The sequence below is a fragment of the Thioalkalivibrio sp. ALJ3 genome (assembly GCF_000377205.1).
In the GTDB taxonomy this organism is placed as follows: Bacteria; Pseudomonadota; Gammaproteobacteria; order Ectothiorhodospirales; family Ectothiorhodospiraceae; genus Thioalkalivibrio.
This window is the reverse complement of sequence record NZ_KB897905.1, coordinates 833964-857292: the sequence shown is the minus strand read 5'-3', so window position 1 is coordinate 857292 and position 23329 is coordinate 833964. Positions and strand designations below refer to the sequence as shown.

Genomic DNA, 23329 nt, shown 5'->3' with positions numbered 1-23329 from the left:
CTGTCGGGTGGTACGGGATGCGCGTACCTTGGCAGAACCCGGCTCAGGCGTCGAGAAAATCACGCACCATGTAGAGCGCCGCGATAGAGCGCGCCTCGGTGCAATCCTCACGGGCGACCAGTTCACCCAGCCGGTCCAGTGACCAGGGGACGACATCGATGGCCTCCGGCTCGTCACCCTCTGCGCGCTGGGGGTAGAGGTCCTCCGCGACAATGAGGTGCGTCTCGTGCGACATGTAGCCGGGCGCGACGGTCAACGCGCCGAGGTGGGTCAGGCGGTGACCGCCATACCCGACCTCCTCCATGATCTCGCGGTTAGCGGCGACCAGAATGTCTTCGCGTGCCTCGATGCGGCCCTTGGGCAGTCCGAGTTCGTAGCGGTGGGTACCGGCCGCGTATTCGCGGATCAGCAACACGGTTCGATCGGCCTGCACCGGGGCGACGATGACCGAGCCGTATCCTCGACTGATCAGGCGTTCAAAGCAGGTACGTGCCCCGTTGCTGAACTCAAGATCCAGCTCCTCGACCTCGAAAAGCCGACTACGGGCGACCGTGCGACGACTCTGGACATCCGGTTTGTCTCGACTCATGCGTCCTTCATTCGGCGTTGCGCAGGCGTACCTGGGTTCTCAGCTCGCCCTCGAACAGGGTGTCGAGGATGATGCCATGATCGGACTCGACGACCTCGAAACCGTCCTGAGCCTCGGGCCGGGTGTCCTCGAGACGCAGATCCAGGTCACCCCAGTTCACGGCCATGGTCACCCGCATGGGGAAATAGCCGTCGAGAAAACGCCGCACGAACGGACCGTTCTCCATCTTGTAGATGCCATCCCCCTCATGTTCGATCACGCGCATGCGCGCCGTGATGCAGACCTCGGAGCCCTTCTCCACTCCGCGCAGATCGACGCGATCACCCAGCGCCTCGGCGCGGTCGATATTCGTTGTGGATTCGACCTGAAGGTCATCGATTCGCTCCTCATTGTATACAATCACCATGCGCCGGATCGGCGTAATGTCGTTATGGCACTGGCGTAATTCCACCCAGCCGTCCTCCAGCGAAGACTGGCTCAGCGTGATCTGATTCTGGTGGTGATGGGGAACCTTCTCTGGCTCCTCGGTCAGGAACTTGAGATCGGGGCTGGTCGTCTGGGTCTCGTCCGGCGACACGGTCTCGCCCCACAGGCTGTCGTCCTCAAAGGGGTCGTAATCGGGGTCGTCCGGATCCATCGCCTGTGCGGAAAGCGGCAGCAGCGCCAGAGAGGCCAGCGCCAAAAACAGGGGACCGGGGGTCAGACGGTATTCGGGTACTATGGAGGCCATCGCAATTCACCCTCTTTGAGGTTCCGTTCGCTGTGGACCCCAAAAACCCCGAAAAAAATCCGAATCCGCAGGAATCATCGGTGCATGTCGACTGGTCGCACATCGACACGGTGCTGTTCGACATGGACGGCACGCTGCTCGATCTGCACTTTGACAACCGCTTCTGGCGCGAGCTGATCCCCGCCGAGTACATCCGCTGCCAGCCGGACGACCCGGAGTGCGCCCGCCGGCGCCTGGAAGACGAGATGCAGCGCGTGCGCGGCAAGCTCGAATGGTACTGCGTGGACCACTGGACCCGCTTCACCGGGCTCGACGTGCTGGGGCTGAAGCGCGAACTGGCCCACCACGTCACGATCAAGCCGCATGCCGAGGCCCTGCTGGACGCCCTGCAGCGTAGCGGTCGTCGACGCGTCCTGGTGACCAACGCCCATCCGAAGGTCTACAACTTCAAGCACCAACTCACGCGGATCGGGGACCACCTGGACACAATCGTCTCTGCCCACGATCTCGAGTGTGCCAAGGAGGACACCGACTTCTGGGAACGCCTGCAGCGCGTGGCCCCCTACAATCCGGCCCGCACACTGCTGGTCGACGACAACCTGCTGGCCCTGGCCAGCGCAGCGCTGCAGGGCCTGTCCGAGCTGCGCGGCATGCGCTACCCGGACGAACGCGGGGAGCCGATGGACTCGCGGGATTTCCTGCTGCTGGAATCACTGGCCGACCTGCTGCCCGGGCTGCCGGGCCGGTCACGGCCCGCTACTTGACGGGAGTCGGAAGGTTGCGGATCAGATCCAGCCGGATCTGTACATCGCGGCCATCGCACTCGCCGTCCAGCCAGTGATACCCGTCCGCCTCGCGGACCTCGCGCGGGATCACCTTGCCCCACCACGCCTGACTGGAATCGGGCTCGGCCCAGTTCAGCTGCAGGGTCTCGCCCGTGAGGATGGCGATCTCCAGGCGCTCGATCACATGCTTGGGAAGAACGGACTCGGTCATCGGGGTGGTTCGCGGTAGCTGGTCGGATCGGGCACGCTCGCCGCGGCAAAGGCCGCGCGACGCGCCTGGCACTGCGGGCAGCGTCCACAGTGAAGTGATTGTGCCAGAAGGCAGCTCCAGGTGCGGGACCAGTCGATCCCCAGCGGATCGGTGTCGCGGATGATCTCGGCCTTGGACCGCTCGATCAGCGGGGCCTCGATCGCCAGCCCCGGTACCAGCTCGTCCGCCAGCGTCGCGAGATGCCCGATAAAGGAAGGGCGCGAGCCCGGGCCATGCCCCTGGTCCTCGCGATTGAGGGCCAGCAGGATGCGCCCCGCTCCCTGGTGCTCGGCGAGATTGATCGCCAGCGCCAGCACCAGCAGGTTGCGCTGCGGCAGCGGCACATGCGCGACCCACTCCGAACGCCTGGCAAACGCCTGTCGCAACGCGCGCAGATCCATCTCGACGGGCTCGACACCACAATCCGCGCCCAGGGCGCGGATCGCGGCCCGCTCGCGCTCGGCATTGCGCTGGCCATAATCCACCCACAGGGCGCGCAGCGACCGGGCCTGCGCATGCTGTTGCACCAGCAGGGCGCTGCTCTCGATACCGCCGGACAGCAGGAGCAGATCGGGGGGCGCTTCGCCCGTGTACTTGTCCGTAGCGTGCATTCGGGCACCATACGCAAAGCACCCGCCTGCAGAAAGGAGCCCCGATGATCGACGAACTGCGCCGCCACTGGCAGCGCCTGATGCGCACGGATCTGAGCGACGACGAATCCGGCGACAACGAACACCGCCTGGAGCGCGCGGCGGCCGCGCTGATCATGGAGGTCTGCCGCGCCGATTTCGAACTGCACGAGGTTGAACTCGACTCCGTGCGCGCCAGCCTGATCGAGCTGTTCGAACTGGATGCGGACACCGCTGACGGCCTGCTCGAGATCGCCCGCGAGAAGAGCGACGAACTCGTGTCGATCCACCCGATGGTGCGCGAGGTCAACGCGGCCTTCGACGCCGGCCAGAAGGCTGACATCATGCGCGCGCTGTGGCGCGCCGCGTGGGCCAATCAAGACCTGCACAAGCGTCAGGAGGCCGTGATCCGGCACCTGGCCGATCTCCTGTATGTCCCGCACTCGACGTTCATCCGCACCAAGCACGAGGTCCTGGGTGATGCCGCCGACCCGGACTGACAGGAAGAGGAACTGATGGGTGACCCGGGCACACTGCTTGCCGCCCTTGCGGTGGGCATCCTGGGAGGCGTTCACTGCCTCGGGATGTGCGGCGGCATCGTGGGCGCGATCTCGCTCGGGCATGGCCGCCGGGGTCCGGGGTTTGACCTGCTCCTGGCCTACAACCTCGGGCGCATGGGCAGCTATGTGATCGCCGGGGCCCTCGCCGGCTGGCTGGGTGCCATCCTGCTGGGGGGGCTGCCGGCCGGGCAGGCGATCCTGCAGGGGTTTGCCGCAGCCTTCCTGATCCTGCTGGGGCTGTACATCGGCGGCTGGTGGCCGGTCCTCGCACGCCTGGAACAGGCCGGCGGCGTGGTGTGGCGTCGTATCGAGCCGCTGGGAAGGCGATTGCTACCGGTGCGGCATGCCGGCCAGGCGCTTCTGGTTGGCGGGCTGTGGGGCTGGCTGCCCTGCGGGCTGGTCTACAGCGTGCTGGCCTGGTCGCTCAGCGCCGGCGGAGCCACCGAAGGTGCGCTGCTGATGGCGGCCTTCGCGCTGGGTACGCTGCCAAACCTGCTGCTAATGGGAGTCTTCGCGGCGCGCATGGCTGCGTTTGTTCAGCAGCGCTGGGTTCGCGCCCTGGCGGGAACCGCGATCCTGCTCTACGGCGGCTGGATGCTACTGCGGCTGGTAATGTAACCCCCGCCTCCCGGCGGGGGTACCAATGGTTCAGTCGGCGAAGAACTCACGGCTGAAGCTGATGGGCAGGGCCCGCTCGCTGCCTTCCGGCGTTACCTCAAGCGCGAACTCAAGGGTCTCGCCGCGGCGAACGGTCACCTCGGAAAGCTGATAGATGGCATCGCCATCCTGAATCTCCCGAAAGCGCAGATTGCGCATCTGGTCGTTCATGTTGGTCGCAGTACCGCTAAGATTCGCGGATACGGCCTTCAGCCCGTCATCGGTGCGCTCCATCACGGTCACGTTGACCATTGCGCGGTTGGCGCTGCGGCGCACATCGTAAGCCTGAGCGACCTCGGGGGAGAGGAAGGTGGTATTGATGACGTTGTAGTAGACCACGTAGTTATCAAACTCCGCCTCGTTGGCGGACGCCATCGAGCTGCCGAGAACAACCGCCGCCAGGGCGACGATGAAGCCGGTGATGACCCGATGCACTTTTACCATGGCTGACTCCTCTGCCGTTGAGGGTATAAGGGGGGGCCACCACCAAGGCGGATGGCACCACACCCTGTCTTCGAGTCTAGCGCCTTTTCGTGCGGATGAAACCGGCAAAACAGGAGGGTTTCCGGGTCTGGATGATCTCGATCAAAAAGAGCGCACGAGAATCAGCAAGATGTACAACCCGACCAGGGCGACCATCGGGGAAAAATCAATCGCGCCGGCCCGCGGCAGGGTCCGGCGAAGGGGCCCGAGAATGGGTCGATTGACATCGCCGACCAGTCGCAGGATGGGGTTGTGCCCCCCACCACCGCCGCCAGCCTGAATCCAGCTCATCACGACTTCGACAATCAGGGCGATGATGAACACCCAGATCACGGTGGTCAGGACCTCGCGGATGGCGACGTAGAAGATCACGCCAAGCCCCACATCTGCCCCGAGGATCGCCGCACGCAACCACAATTCGACGCACTTGAGCACGACAATCAGCACGATCGCCGCCAGATCGACCCGACCGACCGAGGGGATCACCCGTCGCAGGATGCGCAGCGGCGGGTCGGTCAGCATCACGATCGTCTGCGAGATCGGGTTGTGGTATTCCGCCCGCACCAGCCCGAAGATCGTGCGCAGGATCAACAGGATGATGTAGATCCCGAAGACGACGCTGATCAGGAAGATGGCGATCTCTTGTCCGGGTCCGGCGGCGTTCATGCGGGCTCCTTGCTGCAGTTCGACGGAAAGTCCGCGACATTCTCCGGCATGCCTGACGGGATGCCAAGGGAGGCGCTGACTGAATCCAGCGTTCTTCCGGGGACTCGCTCAGTTACCCTGAACCCGGTCCAGGGTATCGCGCACCTGGGTCGCGATCTCCTCGATGGACAACTCGGTGACATCAAGGTGAGGGATGCTCCAGGTTTCGAGAAACTCCTGAATCGCGGTGCATTCCGCCCGACACTGGTTGAGGCTTGCGTACTGACTCCCTGGCCGGCGGCCCTCGCGGATCTGGGACAGGCGCTGGGGGGTAATGGTCAGGCCGACCATGCGCTGGCCAAGACCGCGCAGGCTACGCGGCATGTGCGGCGTGTCGTCCTGACCCAGATCCTCGGGCACCAGCGGATAGTTCGCCGCGAACAGACCGTAGTTCATCGCCAGATAGAGACTGGTGGGCGTCTTGCCCGAGCGCGAAGCGCCCAGCAGCACCACATCGGCCACGGACAAATCCTGGGTGGACAGGCCATCGTCGTGCGACAACGTGTAGTTCAGGGCCTCGATGCGTCGGTCGTAGCGCGTCACATCCCCCATGCCATGAGCGCGTCCGGATACCGATTGGGCCGGGACGCCAAGAATCTCCTCCAGTCGACTGACTTGCTCACCGAACACGTCGATAACCGGAACCGGGCTGTGGCGCAGATCCTGGCGCAGGTCGGCGTTGGCCAGAGTGGCCACCACCACCGCCGGCTGCGGCCCGGCCTCGACACGCGCAAACACGCTGGACAGCCGGCCCGGGGTCTGCACAAAAGGCAGCCGGTGCCAGGCCGGGGCCAGGTCCGGGAACTGCGTGAACAGCGAGCGCGCCAGCGTCTCCGCGGTGATCCCGGTCCCGTCGGAGATCAGATATACCTGCGGGCAGCTCGGATCCGCCATGAGCTATTCCCTCACCTTCGCCAGTTGCTCCCAGGTGGAGAGTAGCGCATCCGGGTTCAACGACAAGGAATCGATGCCTTCGTCCATCAGCCACGCGGCCATCTCGGGGTAGTCGGACGGGGCCTGTCCGCAGATCCCGACGTACTTGTCGACATCCTTCGCAGCGCGGATTGCCATGGTCAGCAACGCCTTTACCGCATCGTCGCGCTCGTCGAAGGAATCCGCCACCAGGCCGGAGTCACGATCGACCCCCAGGGTGAGCTGCGTCAGGTCGTTGGAGCCGATCGAGAAGCCGTCGAAGTGCTCCAGGAAGCGCGCCGCCAACAGGGCGTTCGACGGGATCTCGCACATCATCACGACCTTCAGACCATTCTCGCCCCGGCGCAGCCCCTCCTCGCCGAGCACGCGAATCACGTCCTCGGCCTCGGTCAGCGTACGCACGAACGGGACCATGATCTGCACGTTCTCGAGCCCCATCTCTTCGCGTACGCGGCGCAGGGCCTCGCACTCCATCGCAAAGGCGGGGCGGAAGGTGTCGGAGCGGTAGCGCGAGGCGCCGCGGAACCCGAGCATCGGGTTCTCCTCCTCCGGCTCGTAGCCCGAACCCCCGATCAGATGGGCATATTCGTTGGACTTGAAGTCCGACAGGCGCACGATCACCGGCTCCGGGGCGAAGGCCGCCGCCAGTGTGGCGATGCCCTCGGAGAGCTTGCGCACGAAGTACTCGCGCGGGCCGTCGTCGAACCCGCGCAGGCGCTCGGCGATACGCTCCTGCACATCGGCATCCAGCCGCTCCGGGTCCTCGGCATAGTCCAGCAGTGCCAGCGGATGGACGCCGATGGTGCCGTTGATGATGAATTCCAGCCGCGCGAGCCCGATCCCGGCATGCGGCAGCTGCGAGAAGGCATAGGCACGCCCCGGGTTGGCGACGTTCAGCATCAGCTTAACGGGCAGCTCCGGCAGCTCGCCGACATCGGTCTTCTTGACCGAGTAGTCGAGCCGACCGGCGTAGACATGGCCATCGTCACCCTCGGCACAGGAGACGGTGGCCTCCATGCCATCGGACAGCGCCTCGGTCGCATCGGCGCAGCCGACCACCGCCGGGATCCCCATTTCGCGGGCGATGATCGCCGCGTGGCAGGTGCGCCCGCCGCGGTTGGTCACGATCGCGGCGGCACGCTTCATCACCGGTTCCCAGTCCGGGTCGGTCATATCCGCCACGAGGATGTCGCCCTCCTCCATGGTGTGCATGGAATCCGGCGAATCCAGCACGCGCACGACACCGGCGCCGACCTTCGAACCGATCGCCCTTCCAGTGACCAGCGGCGTCTCGCTGTGCGGGGCCAGCTCGTAGCGCTCTCCCGCACCGAGCTCGACGCGGCTCTCCACCGTCTCCGGGCGAGCCTGGACGATGAACAGCTCGCCGGTCTCGCCGTCCTGGGCCCACTCGATATCCATGGGCCGGCCGTAGTGCTGTTCGATCGCGACCGCGAAGCGGCCCAGCTGCTCGGCATCGGCATCGCTGAGGCAGAAGCGCTCGCGCAGGTCCCGCGGTGTGTCTTCGGTGCGTGTGCCGCCCTCGTCCAGGACCATGCGAATGGCCTTGGTGCCGAGGGTGCGGCCGATGATCGCCCGCTTGCCGGCCGCGAGGGCCGGCTTGTAGACCTGATACTCGTCCGGATTGACCGCACCCTGCACGACCGTCTCGCCCAGCCCCCAGGCCCCGGTGATAAACACCGCGTCACGGAACCCGCTCTCGGTATCGAGGGTAAAGATCACCCCGCTCGCGCCGACATCGGAACGCACCATGCGCTGCACCCCGGCGCTGAGGGCGACCTCGTCGTGGGCGAAGTTGTTGTGCACGCGGTAGGCAATCGCACGGTCGTTGTAGAGGCTGGCAAAGCACTCGCGCAGTCGGGCGAGCAGCGCATCGATACCGCGCACGTTCAGAAACGTCTCCTGCTGCCCGGCAAACGAGGCCTCGGGCAAGTCCTCGGCCGTGGCCGACGAGCGCACGGCGACGGGCACGTCATCGCCCAGCTTTTCGTAGTGCTCGCGCACCTCTTGTTCCAGTTCGTCCGGCAGTGGCGCCGCCTCGATCCACCCACGCACCTCGCGCCCCGCCTCACGCAGGGCCTCGATGTCGTTGATGTCGAGATCGGCCAGGCGCTCCTTGATCCGGGCAGCGAGGTTCTCGTGCTCCAGATGCGCGCGGAAGGCGTCGGCCGTGGTCGCGAACCCGCCGGGCACGCGCACACCCGCCCGCCCCAACTCACGCAAAAGCTCGCCCAGGGAGGCGTTCTTGCCCCCCACTTTGGCCACATCGTCCATACTCAGATCGTCGAGATCGACTACCCAGCGCATTGCGCCTCCAGAAAAGGTTTGTGAACTGTCTAACACGGGTTAGTGACGCCACTGGGATAGACTGAATCTATTTTTGACCCCATACCTGAGGAGGCCACGTGTCCATGCGTCAAACCCTTTCATCCAGCTTAACGAAAACCGCCCTCGGGGGAGCGCTGCTCGGCTTGACCCTTGCCCTGGCCCCCGCTCACGCCAAGGACGACCCCTCTTCGCTGGCCATTCTGGGCACGGTCGAAGACGTCAAGATCCCGGCCGAGGGCATTGTGCTGGAGGCACGCCTGGACACCGGCGCGACTTCGTCGTCGTTGAACGCACTCAACAAGGAAAAGTTCGAACGCGACGGCGACGAGTGGATCCGTTTCGACGTCGTCGACCCGGATGACGAAGATGCCTACATCACCCTCGAGCGCCCGATCGAACGCAACGTCCGAATCCGCCAGCACAGTGGCGAAAGCCAGGAGCGTCCGGTGATCTCGATGGAGTTCTGCATCGGTGATCAGCGCATCAAGGGCGACACGACCCTCATTGACCGCACTAACCTCACGTATCAGGCCCTCATTGGCCGCACCCACCTCGCCGGACATATTCTGGTCGACTCTGGGGCCGAACATACACATCGGCCCGATTGCGGAGACGAGGATTCGTGAAACGCTTTCATCTCCCGATTCTGATCGTGCTGTTGAGCACGATCGGACTCGGGATCTTCGCCTACAAGGTCATCGCGCTGGACATGCCCGTCATGCCCGGGGCATCGGCCGAGACCTGGCAGGTTGAGGCCCGGGTCCGGTATCAGCCCACGGGCGGTGCCGCCAATGTGCAACTGCGCATCCCGGACCGCTTGCCCAATTTCGCCATCCTGGACGAGAACTTCGTCTCGCGCGGCTACGGCCTGAACACGCTGCGTGGCCAGGATGACCGAATCGCGCAATGGACAACACGCCAGCCGAGCGGGGAGCAGGTGCTGTACTACCGCGCCACCCTCTACCGCGACGGCGATGACCGTTCCGATGCCGACTACCCCGGCCCCGTTGCATCCCCCGAATGGACCGAGCCCTACCGCTCCGCGGCGGACGCACTGATCGAGGACGTCCGCAGTCGCTCGTCCGATATCCAGACCTTCGCCTCGGTGCTGGTGAACGATCTCGCCCACGCCGCGCCCGCGTCGAATGCTGCGGTATTCGCCGATGACAACGGCGATCGCGCGAGACGCAGTGAGACCCTGATTGAGCTCCTGGCCACTGCCCGAATCCCCGCGCGCATTGTGACGACCCTGCATCTGCGCGACGGCCGCCGAGACATACGCCCGGAAACCTGGATCGAGGTTCACAACACACGGCGATGGGTTCCCATCCACCCGCTAACGGGCGAGATCGAATATCCCAACGACGTAGTCGTCTGGGCCCATGGATCCACACCACTGCTGGAGGTCTCCAACGGACGCGACGCAGAGGTCCGCTTTGCCGTCTCGCGAGGCGTGCAGGACGCCCTGACCACCGCGCAGCGATTCGGCGAGACTGTCAACGCTCAGTTCATGGAGTTCTCCACCCTGAACCTTCCCCTGGGAACCCAGAACACCTATCGCGTGCTGCTCATGGTGCCCCTGGGAGCCATGATTATCGTGTTCCTGCGCAACGTAATCGGGATCCAGACTTTCGGTACCTTCATGCCGGTACTGATCGCGCTGTCGTTTCGCGAGACACAGCTGCTGGCCGGGATCATCCTGTTTACGCTGATTGTGTCGCTCGGCCTGGCCGTACGCTTCTATCTCGAACACCTGCGATTACTGCTCGTACCCCGGCTGGCTGCCGTCGTCAGCGTGGTCATCATGCTGATGCTCGGGATCAGCATCCTTTCGCACCAACTCGGATTCGAACGCGCGCTGGCACTGTCGCTGTTCCCGATGGTCATCCTCGCCATGACCATCGAGCGCATGTCGGTAGTCTGGGAGGAACACGGACCCTCGGATGCGATTACCCAGGGTATCGGCAGCCTGGTCGTCGCGGCGGCCGCGTATGGCCTGATGGCCAATTACCACCTGGAACACCTGCTGTTCGTCTTCCCCGAACTGCTCCTGGTACTGCTGGCGATAACCCTGCTGCTCGGGCGCTATACGGGCTACCGACTGAGCGAGCTGTTCCGCTTCGGCCGCATACAGGACGCCATGCAGTCATCGAACCGAACGGAGAATCGCTAGCATGGGCTGGCTGCCGCGGTTCGTGCTGCCCCGGACCCTACGCGAGCAGGGCATCGTCGGGATGAACGCGCGCAATGCCCGCTTTATTGCCCAGTACAATCCGCGACGTTTCTATCCCCGCGTGGACGACAAGCTCGAAACCAAGCGCCTCGCCCTGGAGGCCGGGTTGTCAGTACCCGAGCTCTACGGCGTCGTCCGCTCGCATCACGAGATTCGCAAGCTCGACCGGATGCTCCGCGCCTACCCGGACGGGTTCGTGATCAAACCGGCGCATGGGGCTGCTGGTGACGGCATCCTGGTGATCAACGGATGGCGCGGAGATCGGCTGAAGCGCGCCAGTGGGCGCACGATAGAGTTGAGCGAACTGCATGACCACTGCTCCAACATTCTGTCCGGGATGTACAGTCTGGGCGGCCGCCCGGACATGGCGATGATCGAGCAGAGGGTCCGCTTTTCGTCCGCCTTCGATCAGGTCACCTACCGTGGTGTGCCCGACATCCGGACAGTCGTCTACCGGGGCTACCCGGTCATGGCCATGATGCGTATGCCCACCCAGGATTCCGACGGCAAGGCCAACCTGCATCAAGGTGCCGTCGGCACCGGCGTCGATCTGGGATCCGGAAGAACCATTGGCGGGGTGCAGTACAACCGCCCTGTCTGGGAACACCCGGACACCGAGCACACCATCGTGGGTCTGAAAATCCCCGGCTGGGATGACCTGATGCAACTGGCGGCGGGATGTTACGAGCTCAGCAGGCTGGGGTATCTGGGTGTCGACGTGGTGATTGATCAGGACCGCGGACCCTTGATCCTCGAACTCAATGCCCGCCCGGGGCTCGCTATCCAGATTGCCAATGGGGAGGGGCTCGAGAGCCGACTGCTCGCCGTCGACGCCCACCTGGTCGGACGCGAAGGCACCGAGGCACCCGAGCAGCGCGCCCACTGGGCAGCCGAGGTCTTCGCCCGCCCCGAGGCGACGGAAGCGTCCCCACCGCAAGCCGTCCCGGAGGAATTGCCCCCGGAAGGCACCAGACAGACCGTCACGGAGGCGCGCTAGGGAAACACTGACCGGAAGCTCCCGCTCCCCGGACTCAGGCCCGAGTTTGTCGCACCCCCGGGAGGCCCGCCCCACTTTTCGCTATCCTAGGGCCCATGACCACCGCACACTCCCACAGCCCGGCAGATATCGAACAGGCCCTGGCGGATGCCGAGCGCGTATGCGCCATGCGCGGGGCACGGTTGACCGAGCAGCGCCGCCGCATCCTCGAACAAATCCTGCGCACCGACGGCGTGATCAAGGCCTACGACCTGATCCATGCCCTGTCCTCGGACGACCACAGCATCAAGCCGCCGACGGTCTACCGGACACTGGCCTTCCTGCTGGAGCAGGGACTGATCCACCGCATCGAGAGCCTCAACGGCTTCGTGGCCTGCTCCCACCCGGGCGAGCGCCATGAATCGGCTCTTATGATCTGCGACGGCTGTGGCCAGATCACCGAATTCCACACACCGGACCCGGCCACGCAGGCGCTCGAGGCCGAAGCCACCGCCCAGGGCTTTGCCATCGACTCGCGCATGGTCGAGCTGCACGGGCACTGCGCGGACTGTCGCAACGCCTGACCGATCCGGGATGGCCGAGCCCGCTCACCTTCAGGCCTTTCCACCGGTCCTGAACGCCCACACCCGCGCCGTCGTGCTGGGCAGCTTCCCCGGGGTGGCCTCCCTCCAGGCCCAGGCGTACTACGCGAACCCGCGCAACCAGTTCTGGCCGATCATGGCCGCCATCCTTGGCGAACCCTTCCCCGATCTTGAATACCCAGAGCGCATCCGCCGCCTGCTCGAACACCGCATCGGCCTCTGGGATGTCTACGGCACCTGCCAGCGCGAGGGCAGCCTGGACAGCGCCATCCGTGCCGCCGCACCCAATGACCTCACTCGGCTGACCCGGGAAGCGCCGGAACTGCGCCTCGTCCTGCACAACGGCGCGGAGAGCGCTCGCCGCCTGCACGAGACCCGGGCACTCGGCGTCGAGGCCCTGCGCCTGCCCTCGACCAGCCCGGCCAACGCCCGCTGGAGCTTCGAGGCCAAGCTCGAGGCATGGGCCGAAGCGCTGGCACGCGCCGGGATCCCTGAGAAACCCTAGTAGACCTGCCTGGCGCCGCAGGGCAGCTGTGACGGGGTTGCGCGGTAAAATGTTATCTCATAACATTCTCACCAGAACGTAACGATATAACAATTCAGGCGTGCCAATAATCCCGGCGCGCCTGCTCGTTTCCGGGAGCTCGTCATGCCGAATCACACGAACCTGTTCCGCCCGGCCCTGGGCGGACTGACCGCCCTCGCGCTCGCCATGCCGGCCAGCGCCACCGCCCAACAGTGGGAGACCCGCGCGGGAGAACGCAACTGGGGGCTGGACATCTCGCTGATCCTGGAAGGGATCTACTACAACGAGATGTCGCACGGGATCAGCGAACCGGCCGGCTTCGATGACGGCCATGACCATGGACACGGCGATGGCCATGACCACGGCGGCTTCGACGATGGCTTCAACCTCGGACACAACGAACTGGCCTTCGAGGCCAATCTCGGCGACCTGTTCGACGGGTTCCTGATGCTCGGGTTCGACGAGGACCACCTCGACGTCGAAGAGGCCTACCTGACCACCCGGGCCCTGCCCGGCGGCTTCCAGATCAAGGCCGGCAAGTTCTTCTCCGACATCGGCTACATCAACAGCCGCCACGGCCACGACTGGGATTTCGTCGACCGCCCGCTGGTCAACGAATACCTGTTTGGCGACCACGGCCTGCAGGAAACGGGCGTCCAGGCGACCTGGCTCGCCCCGACCGAGACCTACACCAAACTCGGGGTGGAGCTCCTCCAGGGCGACAACAGCTTCATCCCCTATCAGGGCTCGGGCGGCTCGCATACCACCAACGACGGCGACGAGATTCGCTCCTCGTTCTCCAGTGTGTCGGGTCCGCGTCTGATCACTGCCTTCGCCAAGTTCGGGCCCGACCTGGGGCCGGATCATGCCATGCAGTTCGGCATCTCCGGTGGCTATGCCCGCACCTGGCAGGAAGAGACCGAACACGGTTCGGGCCTGGAGGAATGGGATGGCGATGCCTGGTTCGCAGGGCTGGACGCCGTCTACAAGTACAGCTCGGGCCGCGCCTACGGCCACGGCGACTGGCGGCTGCAGGGCGAGTACTTCTATCGCGAGATCGACGTCGACTACCAGCGTCGCGAAGACCAGACCACCATCGCCGGCAACGCCCAGGGTAGGGGCAAGGCGCGCCAGGATGGTCTCTATATCCAGGGGGTGTACGGCTTCGCACCACGCTGGGAGGCCGGCCTGCGTTCCGAGGCCCTGGGCCTGACCAACCGCGGCCTGCCCACGAACGAAGGCAGCGAGCGCAACTTTGCGGAACCCTCGTTCGGCACGAGCTACCGCCACTCCGCCCAGGTGACCTTCCGCCCCGTGGAGCCGGTATTCCTGCGCGCGCAGCTGTCGCAGAACGACTTCGTCGACGAGGACGGTGATCGCGACCGCGGGCTGGAGTTCATGCTGCAGCTGAACGTGGCGCTCGGCGCGCACGGCGCCCACCGCTTCTGATCACCCTTGCCTTGTTCAGGGCTGGCAGGACCTTCAACACCCTGCCGGCCCTATCCGTACCCCGATATCACCAGGAGTCCCGCATGCCTTTTAGCAAGACTCGCACCCGGATCACCCGGACCCTCGCCGCCGTTGCCTCGGTGGCGGCACTTGCCCTCATCCTGCTACCCGCGCACGCGGCCGCCGGACTGAACATCGTGGCCACCACCTCCAGCCTAGGAGCCCTGGCCCGCGAGATCGGTGGTGACGAGGCCGACGTCCGTGTGCTCGCGCCGCCGGACCGCGATGCACATTACCTGGACGCCCGCCCCAGCTTCATGGCCGCCCTGCGCCGGGCCGACATGCTGCTGGAGATCGGGGCCGGCCTCGAGGAAGGCTGGCTGCCCGCCGCCCAGCGCGGCGCCAACAACCGCGCAATCAACTCGGGGCAGCCGGGCCACTTCCGCGCAGCCGACAAGGTCGAACTGCGCCGTTCCATCACCATGGACGGGCCGAACATGGGCCACGTGCACGAGGAGGGCAATCCGCATTTCAATGCCGACCCCCTGCGCATGGCCGATATCGGGCTCGCGCTGGCCGAACGCATGAGCGAGCTGCACCCGAATCACGCCGAAGCCTTCATGCAGCGCGCAGAGGCAGCCGCCGAACGCCTGCGTGAACACGCCGAGAAGCTGGCCGAGCGTGTGGAGCCAGACCAGCGCATCGTGGTCTACCACGAGGACCTCGACTATCTGGAAGAGTGGTTGCCAGTCGAGATCGTGGGCTATTTGGAGCCAGCGCCTGGGATCCCGCCCACCGCGCGTCATCTGCGCAGTCTCGTGGATGATCTCGAAGGCACCGAGGGCACTGTCCTGTACGCCGAGTTCCAGCCACCGCGCGGCGCCGAATTCCTGGAACGGAACCTGGGCTGGCCGACGCACGCCGTACCGCTGGATCCACCGGCGGACTCCGGCCTCGACGGCTACCTCGAGCTGATGAGCACCTGGGCGCAGGCCCTGCCCCAGCGCTGAAGAAAGCAGAAGTCGCTGTCACGACGGACCCGGAAAGGCGCTTTTCGGGTCCGTTATCATTGGCCACCGCCCCATTCGCGCGAACCTGCATGCCACCCGAGCCAGTCCCGCCCATCCTGCATACCCAGTCGGCCCTCCTGGGGTTCGACCGTCCGGTGATCGGGCCTTTGTCCCTGGAGATCCCAGCAGGTGCCCGCTGGGCCCTGACCGGACCCAACGGGGTGGGCAAGTCGCTGCTGCTGAAAGCCATTACCGGACAGGCCCGCGTTCACGGCGGGCGTTTTGAACTCGCCCCTCGTACGCACCCCAGCCTGCTGGCACAGGACCACGCCCGCCCGCAGCCCTGGCCCCTGTCTGGAGACGACTGGCTTCGCGCGATGGGGGCCCGCGTACCCGAACATGAAGGCGTTCGGGCCCTGCTGAATCGGCGGCTGGACCGCCTGAGCGGCGGTCAGTGGCAACTTCTGCGTCTGGCCGCCGTGCTGACCAGCCGAGAAGAATACCCGTCGGCGCAGCGGTTAATCCTGCTGGATGAACCCGCCAACCATCTGGATGCCGAGGTCCGTGCCGACGCGGTGGAACTGATCAAGGCGGTTCCAGCCGAGACGACCCTGCTGATCACCAGCCACGACGATGAATTCCTGCAGGCGCTCGGCCTGGAGAACCATCCACTGGCGGAGTACCTGGATGCCGGGTGACCTGCTGCTGACACCCTTCATTGCCGGCGTGCTGGTCACCATGGTGCTGGCGCTCGCCGGGGCTGGCCTTTTCCTGCGCGGCTCCGTCTGGCAGGCGCTGGCCCTGGGGCAATGGGCGGCGGTGGGCGGGGTTCTCGCCTCGGTCCTGCACTGGCCGGTGCTGCCCGTGGCGCTGCTGCTGGGTGGCGGGATCATGGTGCTGCTGCAGCGCAGCCGGGATCGGGAGCGCCTGCCCCTGGCCGTTTTCCTCGCCGGCCTGGCGGCGGTCACGCTGCTGGCCGCCAACTTTGCTCAGGCCAGCCTGGCGGCCGCTGCCTGGGCCGAAGGCCAGCTCTACTTTGCCGGCCCCAATGAGCTCTGGGCGGCGATCGGTCTTAGCCTGCTGACCGTCCTGATGGTCCCGGTGCTCCTCCGCGTATGGCTGCATGCGCAGATCGCCCCGGATGTGTCGGCGGCCAGCAGGCCGGCTGTCTGGCAGCATCTCGGCGAAATCGCCTGGCTGGTCGCCGCTATCGTGCTGGGGAGCATGGTCCTGGGGCTTCCTGCTGCCCTGGCCACCCTGTTACTGCCGGCCTGGGGTGCGGCCTGGCTCGCACGCAACTTCACCGGGCTGGTGCTCTGGACGCAGGGCATCGCCCTGTTCGGTTTCCTTGTCGCCTGGACCATCAGCCTGCCGCTGGATCAGCCCTTCGCACCGGTGCTGGTCCTGGTCAACGTCATGCTCGCGCTCGGCGCCCGCCTCGCCGCCATGCTGCGCTGACCCAACCTAAAGCGCTCCACCCCACTGCAAGCAGCGACTGATGCCATGACATCCAATAACGACCTCTCGTCATCTACGAGTTCGAACGGCACTTCGCCGATTTTCCAGGCCATCGAGAAGGCGCAGGGCGACCAGCCCTGGGGCAGCTTTCTTGATGCCGGGACGGGTCGCAAGTCCATCGAGTGGATCAGCCGCCTGGACACCGAGCGCTGGACGGCGGTAACGGCCTCCCAGGAGATGGCGCGAACAACCCGCAAGGCGGCGGGCGCGGCGCGGCGCCGGCAGGACCGCATCCTGGTCGGCAACTGGATGTCGGATCAGCTTCTGTTCGGTGAACGCTTTGACACGGTGCTGCTGGACTACTTTATCGGGGCCATCGAAGGTTTCGCGCCCTACTGGCAGGACCGCGCCCTGCACCGGTTACGGCCCCACGTGGGCGACCGACTGTATCTGGTGGGTGTCGAACCCTACGTGCTGGTGGAACCGAAAGATGAAGCCGGCGCGCTCGTGAGGGAAATCGGACGCCTGCGTGACGCCTGCCTGCTGATTGCCGGCAATCGCCCCTATCGCGAATATCCATCATCCTGGGTCATGCGTCAGCTTGGAATCGCGGGATTCCGGGTTCTGGATGTCCGCTATTTTCCCATCCACTATCGCGAACGGTTCGTCAACGGCCAGCTCGACCTGTGCCTGCGGCAACTGCCGCATTTCAGCGACGAGGGTCTGGCCAAGGCCATGCACCACCAGATCGAGGCCCTGCGTGAACGCGCCCTGCCTTTGGCCCGCAGCCAGGAGGGGCTGAAACACGGCGCAGACTACCTGATCGTGGCCGAACCGATGGCCGACCGGCATCGCAGCCTGCACGGCCCGCTGCAACCTCATCAGACCCTACCGAACCCGGCGCAGTCCTAAGCCGACACCGGTTTACCGAACGGCACTCCGCATTACTGCCCGAGCATATTGACACCAATACACATTTGCGTATGATTCTCATTTAGATACGCGGCCCGGACAGCTGTGTGTCGCCAGGACGAAAGGCGGCTTTCTGCCTTTGGTCTCTCCAACCTCCGTAAGCGTTGCCGCCGGATGAGCAATCCGGCGGCTTTTTTATGCATTGTCACTACCGCCAGGTGTGCCAGTACGCAACGGGCCGACGTCTTCAGCGATGGCCAGTCGCCCTTCGTTCAACACGGGCGACCGCGTCATGCGCATGCAGACTCTCGCGATGGCGAACGTGGATGCGATAACCCAGGGTAGAGTGATCCACATCAAGGGCGTCATCGAGCCGCCGGACTGCATCCTCGCAGAACATCAGATTGCGGCCATTGGCGAGCGCGAAGGCCTTCTCGTCCACACGCTTTACCGCAGTCTGCAGAGCGGTGCCCAGCGCCTGCTCCACGCGATCGATCAGAGCGGGCAGGGGCAGCTTCGACACCCGCGGGTCCAGTGCGACCGTAACGGTCGCCTCGCTGCGCTGGCTGTGGGGGGTCGCGACAACCCCCTCGGCCCGCCCCAGCCATTCGCGCACCGTTGCCGCATCCACCGCCGAACGCGTGAAGTCACGGTCGAACTGCTCCTGGAGCGCCTGCCGCGCCAGGGCGGCGGAGCACGGACAGGTGGAGGAATAGCCCACCTGAACCTCCAGTTCCAGGGACACCGCCCCGGACTCGCTGCGTGCAGCGATCCGGAACGGGTAACGCTTCCAGCCCGCAGCCGCACTGACCAGGGCCGGCCGTTCCAGCGGCAGCTCACCGCCAAGCCGGACCTCGGCCACGCTGGACAGGCCATCGTGCGAAGCCAGAAACGCCTCGAGCACGCCACACAGCCGCGCAACATCCAGCTCGCGGGACTCCAGCTGCCGCAGGGCCCCGTAGAGCCGCGACATATGGATGCCGCGCGCACCTGCATCGTCGAGGCTCACCCCCGCGCTGGCCCGGGCGACCACTGGCTGGCCGGTCAGATACAGCGGAAGGGTGATGTCTTCCATACCCACCCAGTCGAGTGCGGAGGCGTGCGTAGCAGCCGACGCGGCAATATCCGGTAGCGGATCGGTCGCGGAGGTTTCCGTATCCGGTGAGACCGGAGACACACAGGTAGAGGACATAAGACACCTTGTTGCAGGCGGGTCGACCCCATCACAGGACGGTGGCCGATCCGTGTTGTCGGGGCTCAATCGAAACGTTATAGTATAACATTCCTAGCGCAACCGACGGAACCCCATGACCCGCGACGAACTGCTGGCCATGCCTGCCGAGGCCTACATGAGCGAGCCCCAACTCGCGTACTTCCGCGAGCGCCTGCTCGAAATGCGCGACGAGATCCTGGCCGACATCGAGGGTGCCCGAGATGGGCTGCTCGACAACGAGCGCACCCCGGACGAACTGGACCGCGCTGCAATGGAGGAGTCCCGGCTCCTCTCCATGCGTGTACAGGAACGCGAGGGACGCCTGCTGCGAAAGATCGACCAGGCCCTGGATCGTATTCAGACCGGCGAATACGGCTACTGCGAAGTGAGCGGTGAACCCATCGGCCTGCCACGCCTGCTGGCGCGTCCCACGGCGACCCTCTGCATCGAAGTCAAGGAACGCCAGGAAAAGACCGAGCACGTAATCGTTCGCTGAGGCCGCATCCCCATTCGACTCGGGCGCGCTCCAGCGGCCCGAGCATTTCCCCTGGAGGTAGCAATGAAACGTCTTCCCGTCACCGTCCTCTCCGGCTTTCTCGGCGCCGGCAAGACCACTCTGCTGAACAACATCCTGCACAACCAGTTGGGGCTGCGCGTCGCGGTCATCGTCAACGACATGAGCGAGATCAACATCGACAGCGCCCTGGTACGCGGCGGCCAGGATGCCGTCACGCGTACCGATGCCCGTATGGTCGAGATGACCAACGGCTGCATCTGCTGCACGCTGCGGGACGACCTGCTGGTGGAGGTACGCCGCCTCGCCGAATCCGGGCAATACGACTACCTGGTCATCGAATCCACCGGCATTTCCGAGCCCATGCCCGTTGCCGCCACCTTCGCCTTCCGCGACGAGAACGGGCAGTCCCTGGATGATGTGGCCCGCCTCGACACCATGGTGACCGTCGTCGATGCCGGCGCCCTGCTGAAGGACTATGCCTCCACCGACTATCTCGGAGATCGTGGTGAATCACTGGGCGAGGAGGACGAGCGCACCGTCGTTGACCTCCTGGTGGATCAAATGGAGTTTGCGGATGTCATCGTCGTCAACAAGGTGGACCGCGCGACGCCCGATGAACTCGCGACCGTTCGCGGCGTGGTCCGCGGTCTTAACCGCGAAGCGCATGTGATCGAGGCTGCCCATGGCAACGTTCCCCTCGAATTTCTGCTGGGGACCGGTCGCTTCGACTTCGACCGCGCATCGCACGCCGCTGGCTGGGCGCAGGAGATGATGGGCGGCCACACGCCGGAAACCGAGGAATACGGGATCTCCAGCATCGTGTACCGGGTGAATCGGCCGTTCCATCCGGCCCGTTTCTTCGCCCTGCTGCACCAGGAATGGCCCGACGTGATTCGCAGCAAGGGCTGGTTCTGGCTGGCCTCGCGCCCGGACTGGGCCGGCACACTGTCGCAGGCCGGCGGCGCGTTGACGCATCACGCCGCCGGCTTCTGGTGGGCCGCCGTACCGCGGGAGAAACGCCCCACTGACGAGGACTGGTGGGACACGGCCATAGCGCCAGTATGGGACGAACGTTTCGGAGATCGCCGCCAGGAGATCGTACTGATCGGTATAAAAATGGACGCAGACGCGATGCGGCAGCGTCTCGATGCCTGCCTGCTCACCGACGACGAAATGGCGGCGGGCCCGCAGCAATGGCAGTACTTCGAGGACCCGTTTCCGATCTGGCGCCTTTCGGACGAATCCGAGGGATCACCGGAAGAATCCCGGACCCGAGAGGTTTCGTCCGCATGAGTCCGGAGAATCAACCCGCGAATCGCCCAGGGCCTTCCAGCCGTCACCGCTTCGTCGACCAGGCCCGGGAGCTCCTGGGCATCCACCGTGAAGAGGTCAATGCCCTGATCTGGAGGCGATCTCTGGGCCCAGCCCTGTCAACTCAGTCGGAAGCCCTGGCCAGCACCGAGCCGGGTATGCTGCTGGATACCCGCTGCCGTCCCGACCAGGTACGGCTCCGGCTCCTGGAAGCCACCGGACAGCCCCCATTCCAGGTCCATCTGCTGGGCCGGGACATTGAACATCTCGCCCATGCATTCGCCATCGTTGCGAGCGCGGTCAGCGTCAGGATTCAGCTCGAAGTCCTCGATCACCAGCCCTGCCCTTTGTTCCATGTGGACAACAATGTCCTTCGCATGTTGTGCACCTACGTCGGGCCCGGCACCGAGTACGCGGACGAGCGACACCTGAACCGCGAACGACTGCAATAGAACGACAACGAGGGCGTGCTAGGCGGGCGCCCCCCGTTAACCACCGAAGCCGGACAGGCCATCCTGATGAAGGGCAAACGCTACGCGTCGGAAAATGGGCGCGGCGCGGTGCATCGATCGCCTCCCATTCCCCCCGGACAGCGCCGCCTCGCGCTCCGTCTGGACTATCCATAACGCTTGTCTCCGGTATCGCGCGGGGCCTGCCCCACTGAAACAACCTCCTGGGTGCGAGCGGCAGGAGCCGCAGCATCTCTCCCTTGGCAACCCAGGAGGCGGATCTGAATTTTTCACAAAAACCCGGAAAGCCACTTGACCCGTGCACTGTCTTTCTTCAACCTCCAATTACGAACGATTCTCATTTACTTTAGGAGGTCTCGAATGTTCACACTGGACGCCTGGCTGGAACGCACCCACCCTTCGCTGCGGATCGTCGACAGCGCCTCACGCCGCGTCATCGCCGAATGGCAGGGAGAAGATCTGCACCACCTGTTCGAATCCGGCACGATCGCACCGGATGAATGCTGCGGACCACGCTCCCGGGAGTCCGAACATGAAACGATTCGGGAGCTCATGCTGGAAGCATGCCTGGAAGGGCTGACCGTCTGCCGACGTGATCGGCCGCACGTCTCGCAGTGCGAAGCCTCGGCGACATCCCAGTGCCCGCTCGAACAGCTCGCGAGCAGTAAAGCACCAAACCAGCCCGACGGCCGGCCCCGAAACCTCCAGCTCATTGGCTCTACCCGACGCGTTCCGATCCACCACGAGGCTCTCGATATTGCGCAACGACCACCGTTGCGCTTAGCGTTCCGGAAATGCCCTTCCCCCTACTGATCCGGTGAACCGCGCCGAACGCATCTTTCATCTGCACCGTCTGCTGCAAGCGCGGCGCCCGCCGTCGCTGGCGGACCTGATGGAACGGCTCGAGGTCTCGCGCGCCACGATCAAGCGTGACATCGAGTACATGCGCGATTTCATGCAGGCGCCGATCGAATACGACCCGCAGACCAACGGCTACCGATACGAGCAGGACGCCCCGGCCTTCGAACTGCCCGGGCTGTGGTTCAACGAGTCCGAGTTGCTGGCGCTTCTGACCATGGAGCAGTTGCTGGAGGATGTGCAGCCGGGTCTGCTGGCGCCCACACTGGGCCCGCTGAAGGACCGCATTCGCGACTTGCTTGCCAGCGGCGGGCACCAGCCGGACGCCGTGCGCCGCCGCATCCGCATCCAGCCGCTGGCGCAGCGCGGCGGCCGCAGCGAGGGCTTTCAGGCCGTGGCCACCGCCACGCTGGACGAGCAGCCGATCGCGATCGAGTACCACGGTCGCGCCCGCGACACCGCGACCCAGCGCGTCGTGCATCCACAGCGCCTGCTTTATTACCGCGACAACTGGTATCTGATTGCCTGGTGCGAGCAGGCACAGGACCTGCGCACCTTTGCCCTGGAACGCATCCGTTCGACAGCCCTGGCCGAGGGCACCTATCGCGACATCGACGAGGCCACGCTGGACGCCCACACCGGCTCGGCCTTCGGTATCTTTACCGGCCCGGCACGGGAATGGGCCGAGCTGCGCTTCACCCCGGAACACGCGCGCTGGGTCGCCGACGAGACCTGGCATCCGGACCAGATCGGCGAATACGAGGGCGAGGCCTACCGCCTGCGAATCCCCTATGCCGACCCGACCGAACTGATCCAGGAGATCCTTCGCCATGGGCCCGGCGTCGAGGTGCTCGCCCCCGCCAGCCTGCGCATGCGCGTCGCCTCGGCCCTCAGGGAAGCGGCCCGCCAGTACCCGTAAGAGCCGACGCTGCGCAATCACCAGACCGGCGCCGCGCATGCGAAGTCACAAAACGGAAGCATGCCCGCGAGCGGCAAGGAAGTTTTGTGAACTTTCGTTCATCCAGCTGCTTCTCTACCTCCGCCACGATCCCTAGCATTCGAAATACACGTGGACAGCATCTAACAAAGGGGGAGGAACCTCAGGGATGTGGCGCGCATATCGATCA

At 65.2% G+C, this 23329-nt stretch carries 26 protein-coding genes and 1 pseudogene; 18 read left to right on the top strand and 9 right to left on the bottom strand.

Annotation, left to right across the window (positions count from 1 at the left end):
- Positions 1 to 43 precede the first annotated feature (43 nt).
- Together nudE and C935_RS0104075 are read right to left on the bottom strand one after the other, a co-directional pair.
- Positions 44 to 589 carry an ADP compounds hydrolase NudE gene (gene nudE, locus C935_RS0104080; protein ID WP_018861241.1) on the bottom strand — a complete coding sequence of 182 codons (546 nt, stop codon included), beginning with the start codon at positions 587 to 589 and terminating at the stop codon, positions 44 to 46.
- Between the two features lie 7 nt (positions 590 to 596).
- The gene (locus C935_RS0104075; RefSeq protein WP_026278628.1) at positions 597 to 1310 is read right to left on the bottom strand and encodes a hypothetical protein; all 714 of its coding nucleotides are present in this window, start codon (positions 1308 to 1310) and stop codon (positions 597 to 599) included.
- 89 nt (positions 1311 to 1399) lie between these two features.
- On the opposite strand from C935_RS0104075, the gene C935_RS0104070 reads away from it, so the two are divergent.
- Positions 1400 to 2083, top strand: a complete 684-nt coding sequence (locus C935_RS0104070) for an HAD family hydrolase (RefSeq protein ID WP_018861239.1) — start codon at positions 1400 to 1402, stop codon at positions 2081 to 2083.
- On the opposite strand, the gene C935_RS0104065 is transcribed toward C935_RS0104070, so the two are convergent.
- Together C935_RS0104065 and C935_RS0104060 are read right to left on the bottom strand one after the other, a co-directional pair.
- The gene (locus C935_RS0104065) at positions 2076 to 2315 is read right to left on the bottom strand and encodes a hypothetical protein (RefSeq protein WP_018861238.1); all 240 of its coding nucleotides are present in this window, start codon (positions 2313 to 2315) and stop codon (positions 2076 to 2078) included. The genes C935_RS0104070 and C935_RS0104065 overlap by 8 nt on opposite strands.
- Positions 2312 to 2965, bottom strand: coding sequence for a 7-cyano-7-deazaguanine synthase (locus tag C935_RS0104060; protein WP_018861237.1), 654 nt, complete (start codon positions 2963 to 2965; stop codon positions 2312 to 2314). The genes C935_RS0104065 and C935_RS0104060 overlap by 4 nt, the downstream gene beginning before the upstream one ends.
- A gap of 44 nt (positions 2966 to 3009) precedes the next feature.
- Between C935_RS0104060 and C935_RS0104055 the strand changes: the two genes are divergently transcribed.
- Together C935_RS0104055 and C935_RS0104050 are read left to right on the top strand one after the other, a co-directional pair.
- Entirely contained in the window at positions 3010 to 3483 is a 474-nt protein-coding gene (locus C935_RS0104055) for a TerB family tellurite resistance protein (protein ID WP_018861236.1), read from the top strand.
- A 15-nt stretch (positions 3484 to 3498) separates the two neighbouring features.
- Positions 3499 to 4161 (top strand): sulfite exporter TauE/SafE family protein, encoded by a 663-nt coding sequence (locus tag C935_RS0104050; protein WP_018861235.1) that lies wholly within the window; start codon positions 3499 to 3501, stop codon positions 4159 to 4161.
- A 30-nt stretch (positions 4162 to 4191) separates the two neighbouring features.
- Here C935_RS0104050 and C935_RS0104045 read toward each other — a convergent pair whose 3' ends face one another.
- The 4 genes from C935_RS0104045 to ppsA form a co-directional block, all read right to left on the bottom strand.
- Positions 4192 to 4644 carry a DUF4426 domain-containing protein gene (locus C935_RS0104045; protein ID WP_018861234.1) on the bottom strand — a complete coding sequence of 151 codons (453 nt, stop codon included), beginning with the start codon at positions 4642 to 4644 and terminating at the stop codon, positions 4192 to 4194.
- A gap of 141 nt (positions 4645 to 4785) precedes the next feature.
- Positions 4786 to 5349 (bottom strand): YggT family protein, encoded by a 564-nt coding sequence (locus C935_RS0104040; protein WP_018861233.1) that lies wholly within the window; start codon positions 5347 to 5349, stop codon positions 4786 to 4788.
- A 108-nt stretch (positions 5350 to 5457) separates the two neighbouring features.
- Positions 5458 to 6282 carry a pyruvate, water dikinase regulatory protein gene (locus tag C935_RS0104035; protein ID WP_018861232.1) on the bottom strand — a complete coding sequence of 275 codons (825 nt, stop codon included), beginning with the start codon at positions 6280 to 6282 and terminating at the stop codon, positions 5458 to 5460.
- Between the two features lie 3 nt (positions 6283 to 6285).
- The gene (ppsA, locus tag C935_RS0104030) at positions 6286 to 8646 is read right to left on the bottom strand and encodes a phosphoenolpyruvate synthase (protein WP_018861231.1); all 2361 of its coding nucleotides are present in this window, start codon (positions 8644 to 8646) and stop codon (positions 6286 to 6288) included.
- Between the two features lie 104 nt (positions 8647 to 8750).
- Between ppsA and C935_RS0104025 the strand changes: the two genes are divergently transcribed.
- The 10 genes from C935_RS0104025 to C935_RS0103980 all read left to right on the top strand — a co-directional run bounded on the left by C935_RS0104025 (position 8751) and on the right by C935_RS0103980 (position 17833).
- Complete coding sequence (locus C935_RS0104025) at positions 8751 to 9293, top strand: RimK/LysX family protein (RefSeq protein ID WP_051074679.1); 543 nt, start codon at positions 8751 to 8753, stop codon at positions 9291 to 9293.
- Positions 9290 to 10840, top strand: coding sequence for an inactive transglutaminase family protein (locus tag C935_RS0104020; protein WP_018861229.1), 1551 nt, complete (start codon positions 9290 to 9292; stop codon positions 10838 to 10840). The genes C935_RS0104025 and C935_RS0104020 overlap by 4 nt, the downstream gene beginning before the upstream one ends.
- 1 nt (position 10841) lies before the next feature.
- Positions 10842 to 11897: an alpha-L-glutamate ligase-like protein gene (locus C935_RS0104015; RefSeq protein ID WP_018861228.1), complete on the top strand. Its 1056-nt coding sequence runs from the start codon at positions 10842 to 10844 to the stop codon at positions 11895 to 11897.
- Between the two features lie 95 nt (positions 11898 to 11992).
- Positions 11993 to 12460, top strand: coding sequence for a transcriptional repressor (locus C935_RS0104010; RefSeq protein ID WP_018861227.1), 468 nt, complete (start codon positions 11993 to 11995; stop codon positions 12458 to 12460).
- A 10-nt stretch (positions 12461 to 12470) separates the two neighbouring features.
- The gene (locus C935_RS0104005; protein ID WP_018861226.1) at positions 12471 to 12983 is read left to right on the top strand and encodes a DNA-deoxyinosine glycosylase; all 513 of its coding nucleotides are present in this window, start codon (positions 12471 to 12473) and stop codon (positions 12981 to 12983) included.
- 144 nt (positions 12984 to 13127) lie between these two features.
- Positions 13128 to 14453 (top strand): hypothetical protein, encoded by a 1326-nt coding sequence (locus C935_RS0104000; RefSeq protein ID WP_018861225.1) that lies wholly within the window; start codon positions 13128 to 13130, stop codon positions 14451 to 14453.
- An 83-nt stretch (positions 14454 to 14536) separates the two neighbouring features.
- On the top strand, positions 14537 to 15463 hold the full coding sequence (locus C935_RS0103995) for a metal ABC transporter substrate-binding protein (RefSeq protein ID WP_018861224.1): 927 nt from the start codon (positions 14537 to 14539) through the stop codon (positions 15461 to 15463).
- Between the two features lie 89 nt (positions 15464 to 15552).
- Complete coding sequence (locus C935_RS0103990) at positions 15553 to 16161, top strand: AAA family ATPase (RefSeq protein WP_018861223.1); 609 nt, start codon at positions 15553 to 15555, stop codon at positions 16159 to 16161.
- The gene (locus C935_RS0103985; RefSeq protein WP_018861222.1) at positions 16151 to 16921 is read left to right on the top strand and encodes a metal ABC transporter permease; all 771 of its coding nucleotides are present in this window, start codon (positions 16151 to 16153) and stop codon (positions 16919 to 16921) included. Before C935_RS0103990 ends, C935_RS0103985 begins: the two co-directional genes overlap by 11 nt.
- 45 nt (positions 16922 to 16966) lie before the next feature.
- Positions 16967 to 17833, top strand: coding sequence for a class I SAM-dependent methyltransferase (locus C935_RS0103980; RefSeq protein ID WP_018861221.1), 867 nt, complete (start codon positions 16967 to 16969; stop codon positions 17831 to 17833).
- 247 nt (positions 17834 to 18080) lie between these two features.
- On the opposite strand, the gene folE2 is transcribed toward C935_RS0103980, so the two are convergent.
- Positions 18081 to 19025, bottom strand: a complete 945-nt coding sequence (folE2, locus tag C935_RS0103975; protein ID WP_081616566.1) for a GTP cyclohydrolase FolE2 — start codon at positions 19023 to 19025, stop codon at positions 18081 to 18083.
- Positions 19026 to 19140: 115 nt separating this feature from the next.
- Here folE2 and dksA point away from each other — a divergent pair, with 115 nt between their 5' ends.
- The 5 genes and pseudogenes from dksA (at position 19141) to C935_RS0103950 (ending at position 23121) form a co-directional block, all read left to right on the top strand.
- Positions 19141 to 19542 carry an RNA polymerase-binding protein DksA gene (gene dksA, locus C935_RS0103970; RefSeq protein WP_018139451.1) on the top strand — a complete coding sequence of 134 codons (402 nt, stop codon included), beginning with the start codon at positions 19141 to 19143 and terminating at the stop codon, positions 19540 to 19542.
- Positions 19543 to 19605: 63 nt separating this feature from the next.
- Positions 19606 to 20856, top strand: a complete 1251-nt coding sequence (gene zigA, locus C935_RS0103965) for a zinc metallochaperone GTPase ZigA (protein WP_018861219.1) — start codon at positions 19606 to 19608, stop codon at positions 20854 to 20856.
- Positions 20853 to 21500, top strand: a pseudogene (locus C935_RS12695) (DUF1826 domain-containing protein). Before zigA ends, C935_RS12695 begins: the two are co-directional and overlap by 4 nt.
- Before the next feature lie 204 nt (positions 21501 to 21704).
- Positions 21705 to 22157, top strand: a complete 453-nt coding sequence (locus C935_RS13265; RefSeq protein WP_155996725.1) for a hypothetical protein — start codon at positions 21705 to 21707, stop codon at positions 22155 to 22157.
- Between the two features lie 4 nt (positions 22158 to 22161).
- A complete protein-coding gene (locus C935_RS0103950; protein ID WP_018861215.1) occupies positions 22162 to 23121 on the top strand; it encodes a YafY family protein in 960 nt (319 codons plus the stop codon).
- Positions 23122 to 23329: the final 208 nt, after the last annotated feature.